Annotated in this window: 8 protein-coding genes and 1 rRNA gene (1 of these 9 running past the window's edge); 6 read left to right on the forward strand and 3 right to left on the reverse strand. The window is 41.8% G+C overall.

Going from position 1 to position 12,513, the window contains the following annotated elements; genetic code table 11:
* The first annotated feature begins 26 nt into the window (after positions 1–26).
* Genes HEQ19_23800 through HEQ19_23820 form a run of 5 tightly spaced genes read left to right on the forward strand, consistent with a single transcriptional unit; the run spans position 27 to position 6,270 of the window.
* Complete coding sequence (locus tag HEQ19_23800; protein ID WYM02066.1) at positions 27–1,874, forward strand: ABC transporter ATP-binding protein; 1,848 nt, start codon at positions 27–29, stop codon at positions 1,872–1,874.
* Complete coding sequence (locus HEQ19_23805) at positions 1,858–2,541, forward strand: histidine phosphatase family protein (GenBank protein WYM02067.1); 684 nt, start codon at positions 1,858–1,860, stop codon at positions 2,539–2,541. Before HEQ19_23800 ends, HEQ19_23805 begins: the two co-directional genes overlap by 17 nt.
* Before the next feature lie 50 nt (positions 2,542–2,591).
* On the forward strand, positions 2,592–3,875 hold the full coding sequence (locus tag HEQ19_23810) for a colanic acid biosynthesis glycosyltransferase WcaL (protein ID WYM02068.1): 1,284 nt from the start codon (positions 2,592–2,594) through the stop codon (positions 3,873–3,875).
* Between the two features lie 9 nt (positions 3,876–3,884).
* Positions 3,885–5,171 carry a glycosyltransferase gene (locus HEQ19_23815; GenBank protein ID WYM02069.1) on the forward strand — a complete coding sequence of 429 codons (1,287 nt, stop codon included), beginning with the start codon at positions 3,885–3,887 and terminating at the stop codon, positions 5,169–5,171.
* Positions 5,172–5,223: 52 nt separating this feature from the next.
* The gene (locus HEQ19_23820; protein WYM02070.1) at positions 5,224–6,270 is read left to right on the forward strand and encodes a glycosyltransferase; all 1,047 of its coding nucleotides are present in this window, start codon (positions 5,224–5,226) and stop codon (positions 6,268–6,270) included.
* Between the two features lie 143 nt (positions 6,271–6,413).
* On the opposite strand, the gene HEQ19_23825 is transcribed toward HEQ19_23820, so the two are convergent.
* The 3 genes from HEQ19_23825 to metH form a co-directional block, all read right to left on the reverse strand.
* Complete coding sequence (locus HEQ19_23825) at positions 6,414–6,620, reverse strand: hypothetical protein (GenBank protein ID WYM02071.1); 207 nt, start codon at positions 6,618–6,620, stop codon at positions 6,414–6,416.
* A 182-nt stretch (positions 6,621–6,802) separates the two neighbouring features.
* Complete coding sequence (locus HEQ19_23830; protein ID WYM02072.1) at positions 6,803–6,967, reverse strand: hypothetical protein; 165 nt, start codon at positions 6,965–6,967, stop codon at positions 6,803–6,805.
* Between the two features lie 84 nt (positions 6,968–7,051).
* On the reverse strand, positions 7,052–10,588 hold the full coding sequence (gene metH, locus HEQ19_23835; protein ID WYM02073.1) for a methionine synthase: 3,537 nt from the start codon (positions 10,586–10,588) through the stop codon (positions 7,052–7,054).
* Between the two features lie 840 nt (positions 10,589–11,428).
* Here metH and HEQ19_23845 point away from each other — a divergent pair.
* A 16S ribosomal RNA gene (locus HEQ19_23845) occupies positions 11,429–12,513 on the forward strand; it runs 402 nt beyond the window's last position.

Below are 12,513 nucleotides of genomic sequence, written 5' to 3' on the forward strand. Positions count from 1 at the left end.
AAGTTGAAAAAGGAGAGATACAATTAATGGGTCAGCGTGCCAAAGAAAAGGAATTAGTAGGAGTCATCCCAAGTATATTGCGAATATTAGCGAAATTTGCACCTTATATTCGACAACAAAAACTTTTAATAGCAGGTTCTTTTCTCGCACTACTATTTGAAACTGGTCTACGCTTGCTTGAACCTTGGCCTTTAAAATATGTTTTTGATTACATCCTCATCCCTGCTCATAATCAGGCTGCTAATATTACTCAGATTCAGGGATTAAGTCCAGTTTTATTATTAACTGTTTCGACTGTAGCCATTGTGATCATTGCTGGAATTGGTAGCATTGCTGCATATCTTAGCACTTATGGAATGTCCTTGGCTGTGGTGCGGGTTTTGTCAGAAGTACGCAGTGACATTTTTAATCATTTACAACATCTTTCCTTATCCTTTCACCAAAACTCTAAAAGTGGAGATTTAATCGCCCGTGTCACCGCCGATATTGAAAAGATGCGGACTGTGACAGTGAAAACTGCTTTGCCTTTATTTGCTAATACATTCTCTCTTGTGGGAATGTTAGCTATTATGTTGTGGCTAAATTGGGAATTAGCATTAGTAGTAATGACCATATTTCCCTTATTAATCTTGTTAACCAGTAACATGATTAGCCGCATTCGCAAATTTGCTAAAAAACATCGTGATTCGGAAGGTGTTTTAGCAGTAACTACTGGTGAAACTATCGGTGCAATTAAAGTAGTACAAGTCCTATCTCTTCAGAAAATGTTGCATGATGTTTTTGCCAAACAAAATCAGAAGAGTTTAGATGAAGCTATCGAGTCTTTAAGACTATCAGCCGCATTGGAAAGGGCTGTACAAATTTTAATGGCGGTGATTATTGCTGTGGTATTGTGGCGGGGTTCTCATGTGGTGCTAAACAAGGAACTCACTCCTGGGGAATTGTTAGTTTTTATGACTTATTTGAAAAACGCTTTTGAACCGATGCGAAAACTTTCTAATCAAATCGGACAAATTGCGAAAGCTACAGCTTCCGGGGAACGGGTGGTAGAAATTCTCGACTATGAACCGAATGTACAGGATTTACCTAGGGCGAAACCAGCACATCCTTTTTTTGGTGCGGTACGTTTTGAGAATGTTTGCTTTGGCTACAACACAGGGAAAGATATTTTAAAAGATATTAGCTTTAGCGTCCAACCAGGACAGCAAATTGCCTTAGTAGGGGCTTCTGGTAGCGGTAAATCAACACTCCTGAGTTTAATATTACGACTGTATGACCCAGAAGGTGGGCGGATTTTAATCGATGGTCAAGATATCCGCGAATATACTTTAAATTCTCTCAGACAGCAAATCAGCGTAGTTTTGCAAGATAGTGTTTTATTTGCTGTCAGCGTTAAAGAAAACATCGCTTACGGTAAATTAGGATGTTCCGATAAGGAAGTAGAAAAAGCCGCAAGATTGGCGAATGCACATGAATTTATCATGAATTTGCCCCAAGGTTACGATACAATTTTGGGCGATCGCGGTGGTACACTATCAGGGGGACAAAGACAAAGAATCGCCATCGCTCGTGCTGCAATACGTCAAGCACCGATAGTGATTCTGGATGAACCCACCACAGGTTTAGATAAAAAAACTGAACATCTTGTCAATACTGCACTGAGTAAGTTAACTCAAGGACGCACAACGTTTATTATTTCCCACAACCTGAAAGCGGTAGAGAACGCAGATATAATTCTCTACGTTGATGAGAGAAGCATCTTAGAACAAGGTACGCACACAGAACTAATGCGTTTAAGTGGTTGTTACGCCACCTTATACCGGATGCAAAGTATTGTTGATACAGAGGGAGATATCTATGCAGTTGAAGCTTGAAAAATCTCCTGGAACTCGCGTGATTCTCCTGCGCCACGGAGAGAGTACATTTAATGCTTTGGGATTGTATCAAGGTAGTAGCGATGCGTCGGTATTAACGGAAGTTGGGCGCAGGGACGCACGAATTACAGGAAACTTTCTCAAAGGAATCGCATTTGATGCTGTTTATATCAGTTCATTGCAACGAGCGCAGGAAACTGCTAAGGAAATTTTAGAGGTAATCTCTATTGTACCGGAGGCAGTTGTGATTACTGATAAATTGCGGGAAAATGATTTGCCAAATTGGGAAGGTTTAGCATTTCAATATGTGCGGGAAACTTTCCCAGAAGCATATCAACTTTGGAAACAACGTCCCCATGAATTTTGGATGCTGATAGATAATAAAACACGGTTTTATCCTGCTTTGAATTTATTTGAAAGGGCGGAAAAATTTTGGTGGGAAGTATTACCGCCTAATATGGGTAAAACTTTGCTGGTGATTGCTCATGGGGGTACAAATCGGGCTTTGATTAGCACTGCTTTGGGGATAAGTCCTGAGTTTTATCATTGTTTTTGTCAGTCAAATTGTGGAATTAGTATCCTCAAATTTCCTGATGGTTCTTTAGCTTCTGGACAATTAGAGGTGATGAATTTAAACCATCATATCAATTTTTTGATTGAGGCATAAGGAAGCATTTATCAACATACATATTTGTAGAAATACACAGAGATTTAACTATGAAAATAGCGTTTATTGTTTGGCGATTTCCGGTTTTGTCTGAGGCGTTTATTCTCAATCAAATTACAGGTTTAATTGACCGTGGACATGAGGTTCACATTCATCCTGTGAATGGGTTGCCCAAGAATTATACAGGTAAAATGCATCCAATTGTCGAGGAATATAAGCTGATGGAATGTACTTATTTTCCGCCTATCGTTCCTGATAATGTGATTTGGTGTTTTTTTCAAGGGATAGGATTACTTATTAAGAATCTTCACAAAGGTTCTTTAAAAAGTTTGCAGTTCTTTCAGTCTGGAAAGTATGACAACGAAGTAACGACTTTAAAAACATTTTATCGGATTGTACCTTTACTTAAAGATGGTGCATACGATATTATTCACTGTCAATTTGGGACATTATCTCCTATTGCATTGGCTTATCGACAAGCAGGGATAATTTCTGGTAAATTAGTTACAACTTTTCGCGGTATTGATATTAGTAAATATGTCCATGAGAACGGGATTAATGTTTACGAACAACTCTTTGAGAAAGGAGAATTTTTCTTGGCGAACTGCAAATTTTTTGGCGATCGCGCCATTGATTTAGGCTGCGATCCTAATAAAATCGTTGTTCACGGTTCTGGTTTAGATTGTCAGAAATTTACCTTTAAACCGCGTTATTTCCCTATAGATGGGAAAATACAAATTGCTACAACGGGACGCTTGGTTGAAAAAAAAGGCATTGAATATGCTATTCGTGCAGTTGCTAAAATAGTTGAAATTTACCCTAATATTGAATACCAAATTATCGGTGATGGGGAGTTAAAGGAACAGTTAGAGCAATTAATCACCGAATTAAATATAGGTCATATTGTCAAATTATTGGGATGGAAACAGCAAAAGGAAATTGTTGAAATTCTGGATAAATGCCATATTTTCGTCGCGCCTAGTGTTACTGGTAAAGATGGTAATCAAGATGCGCCAGTCAACACATTAAAAGAAGCAATGGCGATGGGTTTACCTGTAATTAGTACCAGACATGGCGGAATTCCTGAATTAGTCGAAGATGGAGTGTCAGGGTTTCTAGTACCAGAACGAGATACAGAGGCGATCGCTACTAAATTAACTTATCTCATTACACATCCCGAACTATGGGAAAAAATGGGTAAAGCTGGGCGTGCGCGTGTTGAAGATAAATACGATATGAACAAGCTCAATGATGAGTTAGTAGTAATCTATCAGCAACTACTACAACCAGAATTACCACAGCCAGCTTTGATACAAGAATTAACTTACATCTAACATAAACTTATGAAAGTTGCATTTTTTGTAGCACATTTTCCTGTGCTATCTGAGCCTTTTATTTTAAATCAAATTGTCGGGACTATCGAACGCGGACACGATGTTGATATCTATTCCCTTGATGGTCTTCCTTCAGATATATCTAAAGTACATCCATTAGTCGCAAAATATCAGCTAATGGAACGGACAATTTATGCTCCGACTCGACCAAATAATCAATTATGGCGATGGATTAAAGGTTTAAGTTTACTCCTGCTTAAATTTTACAAAAATCCTGCTGTTTGTCTGCAATTACTGAATACTTCCCGCTATGTTAGCCAAGCCAAATCATTAAAAATGCTCTATAGAGCGTTACCATTTTTAGAAAAAAAATCTTACGACATCATTCACTGTCAATTCAGCACATTAGGCGTGTTTGCTGTGTGGTTTCGTCAACTTGGTTTAATTGAAGGTAAATTAATTGCTACTTTCCGAGGTTCAGATATTAGTAAATTTCTCCCTAAATGGGGTGAAAAGGTTTATCAGGAATTATTCCAAGAAACAGACTATTTTTTGGCTAACTGTGAATTTTTCAAAAATCAAGCAGTTGCTTTGGGTTGTGATGTGAATAAAATTCATGTCCACGGTTCAGGAATTGATTGCACTAAATTTGGCTTTAAAGAACGTTATTTTCCCCATGATGGGATTATTCGCATTGCAACTACTGGAAGATTAGTAGAAAAAAAGGGAATTGAATATGTCATTAAAGCTATTGCTCAAGTAGCTCAATATCATCCTCATCTTGAGTACAATATTATTGGTGATGGAGAATTAAAAGTATATTTTCAAAACCTGATTGACGAATTAAATCTACATCACATTGTTAAATTATTAGGCTGGAAACAACAAAAAGAAATTGTCGAAATTCTGGATAAATGCCATATTTTCGTCGCACCCAGTGTTACTGGTAAAGATGGAAATCAGGATGCGCCAGTCAACACATTAAAAGAAGCGATGGCGATGGGTTTACCTGTGATTAGTACCAGACATGGCGGAATTCCTGAATTAGTCGAAGATGGGGTGTCAGGGTTTCTAGTACCAGAACGAGACGCAGAGGCGATCGCTACTAAATTAACTTATCTCATTACACATCCCGAACTATGGGAAAAAATGGGTAAAGCTGGGCGTGCGCGTGTTGAAGATAAATATGACATGAATAAGCTCAATGATGAGTTATTAGAAATCTATCAGCAACTACTAGATCATAATTTACCCACACAATATCTTTTTGAGACCCCATTCATCGCATCTAGATAAATTATTGAATCGCGTCTAAACCTGAATAAACATCAAAATGGATCTACCAAAAATGTCACAACCAATTGTCACCCTTATAGTTGTCCCCCGTGAACGTTTTAGCTGCACCCAAGAATCACTAGAAAGTATTTATGAACATACAAAAATTCCCTTTAAATTAATTTACGTTGATGGTAATTCACCACATCAAGTCTATCATTATCTCCAAACAAAAGCGCAAGCAAATAACTTTAAATTAATTCGTACAGATTACTATCTCTCACCCAATCATGCACGTAATATTGGTTTGAGTCATGTTGATACTAAATATTTAGTATTCATTGATAATGATGTGATAGTTTCTCCCGGTTGGTTAGAAGCCTTAGTTAATTGTGCAGAAACAACAAAAGCAACCGTTGTCGGACCTTTAATGTGCGAAAAGCAACCCATACATCAAAGAGTTCATTTTGCTGGTGGAGAAAGCCATATTGTGATCGATATTAAAGGTAGGCGACATCTACGCGAAAAAATGTACAAACAAGGTCATCAAGCATCAGAATTACTTCCTCAACTCCAACGCACTGAAACTGAACTAGCAGAATTTCACTGCACTTTAGTTCGCACGGAAATATTTGAGCAAATTGGCTATTTAGATGAAGAAATTCTCAACACCAAAGAACACATTGATTTTTGTATGACTGTAAGACAAGTAGGTGGTAAGGTTTATTTTGAACCTGATAGTTTAGTAACTTATGTACCGGGTCCTCCCCTAGAATGGAGTGATTTACACTTTTATATGCTGCGTTGGAGTGATGCTTGGACTTTAGCCAGTCTACAACGTATCCGCAGCAAATGGGATTTATCTGAAGATGGTTATTTTCAAACTAAGTACAAAAAATTAGGTGTCAGAAGAGTAGCGACTATTATTAAACCTTTTGTACGTCAAGTTAGCTTTGGTCATGAAAATAAACCTTTAAAAAGATTGTTGAAAAAATTAGATAGGAAAATCAATAGTTTCCTCACTAACCGTTATGAAAAAATGCTCATACAATGCAAAATTGAGTTACCACCGATTAAAAAATACCCTTTACTAATCGAAGAATTAACCCCGACTAAATAAATACAGCATATTTCAGGTAAATGAGGTACGCCGGTAGGGGCGCAAGGCCTTGCGCCCCTAGAATTATAGTTGTTATAGTTTTTTGTGGACGCTTATAGGGAGGAAGCGTCTACGTTATTTGCTCGCTTATAAAGAATTTTACCTCACTTTCCTGCCTCAGCAAGTGCCTCTAGATGAAAGGCAAGATTATTGAGCGCTAGCTGAATTTCGGCACTGTAAGAAATGCTTCTCCATTTTCGGGATGTTGCATTGTCCAGCGCAGTTGTATCTAAGTATCGCGCAAAAACAACTAGTTTTTCGGGGTCTGTTTCGGCTAAAGCCAAATTTTCTAAAAATTCTTGAGGTGTCATAGGTTTCCAAAGAATGTGCAACAGTTTGAGAATTCCATTGATGCTATGAGGATAACGGCTACACCACAATTAATCTGTTCAAAATATTCATGTTTCAATGACCCTAATACAGCGATTTATGTATCGTTTATCGTTTCATATGGCCTAGGCAAATTTTGATACAAATGTTGAAAATTCATACCTTAATAGTCATTGTCAGCCACACAAATTCCTTTACATTTAATACCGTTCGTAGCTGTCCGCTGACAATGAGAACATAAAACTTTTTCGTTCTCTGCTTCTTGATTAATATTCATATTAGTGCTTGCAGTAGAAAAGTCTTTTTCGGTCTGAGTTTTTAGAGTCATAAGCCTGGAGCGATTTATGTTTATTTGCGGTTTATTTAATCCCCCCTCCACGAAACAGCGGGGAGGGGGTTAGGGGGTGGGGTATTACGCGCTAAAGTACTTCGCTACTGGGTGATAAGTAATAATCGCCGTCGTAGACTGTTCAGGATAAAGCTGCTCACTTTCATCCATATACAGCTTAATTCTATCAGTCCCCAACAACTCCAGTTGCTTATACTGGTCTTGAATATTCGGACAAGCCGGATAGCCAAAACTATACCGCGAACCACGATAACGCTGTGCTAAAATATCGCGAATATTATCCGGTTCCTCAGCCCCAAGGCCCAACTCCCGGCGAATTCTCGCGTGAGTCCATTCAGCCAAAGCCTCAGCCACCTGCACCGCCATACCATGAAAATACAGATAATCAGTGTATTGATTATCCGCAAACAACTTCTGAGCAAACTCCGTCGCCACCTCACCCACAGTCACCGCTTGCATCGGAAACACATCAATTATTCCCGACTCCTTACTTGCAAAAAAATCTGCAATACAAAGCCGCCTCAAAGATTTCTGTCTGGGAAACTCAAAACTTGTTCTTACTTCTGCGCCTGTGCTGTTGGTCTCATAAACATACAAAATATTCCCCTCAGCCTGACAAGGAAAATACCCATAAATTACCTGCGGATGCAACAAATTCTCCTCAATAATTCGGTGCTTCCACAGTTCCAAAATAGGATACACCGTCTCATCCAAAAAAGCCTGATATTCTTCCTTAGATTGCTCCTTCGGCTTGCGGAATTGCCATTGTCCAGCAATCAAAGCTTGCAAATCCAAATACCAGAATACCTCCTCAATAGGAATATCAGCAGACTGCAACAACTGCGTTCCCCAAAAATGCGGAGTTGGACGGGGAATATCTAACGCCACCGCTTCCGAACGCCGCGTATCTATGGCGACTCGGGATTCGGTACTGAGAACTGGGGACTGGGGACTGGGAACTGGGGATTGGGGATTAGTATTTGCTAATTCATCAGTGGACAAATCATCCAAAAATCCCTGAAAATCATCCCAATTTGCAGCAGCTTTAGCTGGCATTAATTTATCCATAAAATGCAAATCAGAGAAAGCATCTTTGCCATAAATAACTTTACCTTTGTAAGTATTTTGGCAATCCTGATGCACAAATTTAGGAGTCAAGGCCGCACCACCTAAAATCACCGGGACAGTAATTCCCTTTTCGTTAAATACCTCCAAATTTTCCTTCATAAAAGCGGTAGATTTCACCAGCAAACCACTCATCGCAATACAATCAGCTTTGTGCTGTAGGTACGCCTCAATGATATTTTCCACCGGCTGCTTAATGCCCAGATTAATCACCTTGTAGCCATTATTAGATAAAATGATATCCACCAAATTTTTCCCAATATCGTGGACATCACCTTTCACCGTGGCAATAATAAAAGTACCCTTGGCATTATTACCCGATTCTGATTTTTCCATGAACGGTTCTAAATAAGCAACCGCTGCCTTCATGGTTTCGGCTGATTGTAAAACGAAAGGTAGCTGCATTTGACCGGAACCGAACAACTCACCCACAACTTTCATCCCATCTAACAGGAATGTGTTGATAATCTCCAAAGGCGGATATTGTTCTAAAGCTTTAGTCAACTGCGTTTCTAAACCGATGCGTTCACCGTCGATGATATGACGCTTCAGGCGTTCTTCGATGGGGAGATTTTCATCAATACCGGTGTTGCGTTTGGCTTTCACCCCAGCAAACACGGTGGTCAGTTCTCCCAAGGGGTCATAAACGCAGACATTCCCCTCAAATCGCCGTTGATCATAAATCAAGTCGCGACAGATTTGTTGATGGCGTTCCTCAATCTTGGCTAGTGGTAAAATCTTGCTAGCGCTAACAATGGCTGCATCCATTCCCACATTCATCGCCTCGTGCAAAAACATCGAATTTAGCACGATTCGCGCCGCTGGGTTTAAACCGAAGGAAATATTGGAAACACCCAGCATAACGTGACAGCCTGGTAATTCCTGACGAATTCTGCGGATAGATTCAATGGTGGCTTTGGCGTTTTCTCGGTCTTCCTCAATCCCGGTGGAAATTGGTAACGCCAGAGTATCAAAAAATATTTCTGTAGGCGCAATACCGTATTCTACAGCTTGGCGATAGGCACGTTGGGCAATTTGAAACTTTTTCTCGGCGGTTCGCGCCATGCCATCTTCATCGATTGTACCAATGATGACACCAGCGCCGTATTTTTTCGCTAATTCCAACACCTTCAAGAAACGGGGTTCCCCATCTTCATAGTTGGTGGAATTCAGCAAACACTTACCACCGGCAACTTTTAAACCCGCCTCCATTTTTTCCCATTCTGTGGAGTCGAGCATTAAGGGGAGTGTAACATTATTGACGATGCGCGAAACTAATTCGTGCATATCCCGGACACCATCACGTCCCACATAATCGACATTGACATCGAGGATATGGGCGCCTTCCTTCACTTGTTCCCGCGCCATTGACACCAGTCCATTCCAATCTTCCGCATTCAGCAACTCGCGGCATTTTTTGGAACCACTGGCGTTGAGACGTTCGCCGACAATCAAGAAGGAATTGTCTTGAGTATAATTTTGCGTCGTGTAAATTGAAGCTGCGGCTGGTTCTAAATTCGGTTGTCGCACCTTTGGCTTTAAGTCTTTGGCGATTTCTGCCAATTGTTGAATGTGTTCTGGACGTGTCCCACAGCAACCCCCAATCACTTGGACACCCAAATCTTCAACAAAATGCATCAGCGACATCCGTAATTCCAGCGGGGTCAGGCGGTAGTGTGCTTGACCGCCGACATTCTCAGGTAAACCCGCATTGGGAATACAGGAGACGATGAAAGGCGAATGGGACGACAGATATTTAATATGTGGTTTCATCAAATCTGGGCCTGTGGCACAGTTCAGACCGAGAATATCAATGGGGTAAGGCTCCAAAATTGTCAGCACCGCGCTGATTTCCGAACCTACCAACATTGTCCCCATGCTTTCCATTGTCACAGAAACCATTAACGGACGGCGATCGCCTTTTTTGGCAAACACTTCCTCAATTCCATTCAGCGCTGCTTTAATTTGCAGCACATCTTGGCATGTTTCCACCAAAAATATATCAACCCCACCATCCCACAGCGCTTCTGCTTGTTCAGCAAAAGCTGTTTTCAGGGTGTCAAAGTCGATATGTCCCAAGGTGGGGAGTTTGGTTGTCGGTCCAATGGAACCAGCCACAAACCGGGGTTTATCCGGCGTCGAGAATTCAGCAGCGACACCCTTGGCTAATTCTGCTGCTTTCTTACTCAAGTAGTATGCTTGGTCTGCTAAATCATATTCTGCCAGGACAATCGACGTAGCACCAAAGGTATCCGTTTCAATGACATCCGCACCAGCAGCGAGAAAATCACGGTGAACCTTAGCGACAGCTTCGGGTTTGGTGTGGACTAAATATTCGTTACAACCTTCATACTGCGGTCCGCCAAAGTCATCAGCGGTAAGGTTTTGCGTTTGCAAGTTAGTTCCCATCGCACCGTCGAAGACGATAACCGGGCGTTCTAGACCATGTAGGCGTTCAAGGAAAGGATGGGTCATATTTTGCTTGAAGAAATAATAAATTAAGTGAGTTTTGTGATACTCGACTTAATTTATTATTTGCCAAATTTTTGACACTTGCGACAAGATTTGGTAAATCCGTGTTTTTGGCGTTGTTGAATGAACTTCTGGGGCGCAAGGCCTGCGCCCCTACCCCCCTGTCCTCCTCACATAGTCGATAAAATTGAGGGTGATGTGACCCCGACCACAAGGGTGCCTTGCTCGGGGATTTTAGATTGACGTGCTTGCGGTGCGTAAAGCCTACGGCATAGCGTAGCGTAAAGCGACGTAGGAGCGTCTTTGAGATTTTTACAGACACATGGGGTCTGCAAGGTACCCCAAAAATCTAAAATCCAAAACTTGTACTGAGCGAAGTCGTTGGCGTAGCCTCTCGTAGAGAAGTATCCAAAATCTAAAATTCGGAGGGTCAATCAGATAAATATCAATATCATTGTCGTAGGGCTGGGCAATCAGACAACCACGTTCCCCCCAGAACTGATGCAATAAAGCTATTACCGACTGAAAATTCACGCTTGTCCCTTCCTTAGTCGCCACAGTGCATAAACCATTGTTGCCTAAACTCAGGACGGTGAGCAGCTTTGAGAGAATAAAAACAGCCCAGAAAAATTTTTTTGGAAAAAGAGTTGACAAAGAAAAGAAGGTTCGCTATATTGAATAAGTGCCTGAGAGCGAAGCGAAACGAAGCGACGCTGGAGGGACACCGAACCTTGAAAATATTATAGTTTGAAAGCCATTATACAGCAAGTGGCCTGCGTCAGTAAATAGAATAACTAAGCTGAAGTTAAAAAAGAGCAGCTAAAGAGCTTAAACAAACAAACCAAAACGGAGAGTTTGATCCTGGCTCAGGATGAACGCTGGCGGTATGCTTAACACATGCAAGTCGAACGGTCTCTTCGGAGATAGTGGCGGACGGGTGAGTAACGCGTGAGAATCTGCCTTCAGGTCTGGGACAACCATTGGAAACGGTGGCTAATACCGGATGAGCAGAGATGTAAAAGATTAATTGCCTGAAGATGAGCTCGCGTCTGATTAGCTAGTTGGTGGGGTAAGAGCCTACCAAGGCGACGATCAGTAGCTGGTCTGAGAGGATGATCAGCCACACTGGGACTGAGACACGGCCCAGACTCCTACGGGAGGCAGCAGTGGGGAATTTTCCGCAATGGGCGAAAGCCTGACGGAGCAATACCGCGTGAGGGAGGAAGGCTCTTGGGTCGTAAACCTCTTTTCTCAGGGAAGAAAAAAATGACGGTACCTGAGGAATAAGCATCGGCTAACTCCGTGCCAGCAGCCGCGGTAATACGGAGGATGCAAGCGTTATCCGGAATGATTGGGCGTAAAGCGTCCGCAGGTGGCTATGTAAGTCTGCTGTTAAAGAGTCTAGCTCAACTAGATAAAAGCAGTGGAAACTACATGGCTAGAGTGCGTTCGGGGCAGAGGGAATTCCTGGTGTAGCGGTGAAATGCGTAGAGATCAGGAAGAACACCGGTGGCGAAAGCGCTCTGCTAGGCCGCAACTGACACTGAGGGACGAAAGCTAGGGGAGCGAATGGGATTAGATACCCCAGTAGTCCTAGCCGTAAACGATGGATACTAGGCGTGGCTTGTATCGACCCGAGCCGTGCCGTAGCTAACGCGTTAAGTATCCCGCCTGGGGAGTACGCACGCAAGTGTGAAACTCAAAGGAATTGACGGGGGCCCGCACAAGCGGTGGAGTATGTGGTTTAATTCGATGCAACGCGAAGAACCTTACCAAGGCTTGACATGTCGCGAATCTTCTTGAAAGGGAAGAGTGCCTTCGGGAGCGCGAACACAGGTGGTGCATGGCTGTCGTCAGCTCGTGTCGTGAGATGTTGGGTTAAGTCCCGCAACGAGCGCAACCCTCGTTTTTAGTTGCCAGCATTAAGT

Origin of the sequence: Gloeotrichia echinulata CP02, from assembly GCA_038087035.1 — a bacterium.
GTDB lineage: Bacteria > Cyanobacteriota > Cyanobacteriia > Cyanobacteriales > Nostocaceae > Gloeotrichia > Gloeotrichia echinulata.

What these genes read in the sequence shown, in the direction of transcription:
- HEQ19_23800 (WYM02066.1), top strand. Translation starts at nt 27, where the DNA reads ATGGGTCAGCGTGCCAAAGAAAAGGAATTAGTAGGAGTCATCCCAAGT.
- HEQ19_23805 (WYM02067.1), top strand. Translation starts at nt 1,858, where the DNA reads ATGCAGTTGAAGCTTGAAAAATCTCCTGGAACTCGCGTGATTCTCCTG.
- HEQ19_23810 (WYM02068.1), top strand. Translation starts at nt 2,592, where the DNA reads ATGAAAATAGCGTTTATTGTTTGGCGATTTCCGGTTTTGTCTGAGGCG.
- HEQ19_23815 (WYM02069.1), top strand. Translation starts at nt 3,885, where the DNA reads ATGAAAGTTGCATTTTTTGTAGCACATTTTCCTGTGCTATCTGAGCCT.
- HEQ19_23820 (WYM02070.1), top strand. Translation starts at nt 5,224, where the DNA reads ATGTCACAACCAATTGTCACCCTTATAGTTGTCCCCCGTGAACGTTTT.
- HEQ19_23825 (WYM02071.1), bottom strand. Translation starts at nt 6,620, where the DNA reads ATGACACCTCAAGAATTTTTAGAAAATTTGGCTTTAGCCGAAACAGAC.
- HEQ19_23830 (WYM02072.1), bottom strand. Translation starts at nt 6,967, where the DNA reads ATGACTCTAAAAACTCAGACCGAAAAAGACTTTTCTACTGCAAGCACT.
- metH (WYM02073.1), bottom strand. Translation starts at nt 10,588, where the DNA reads ATGACCCATCCTTTCCTTGAACGCCTACATGGTCTAGAACGCCCGGTT.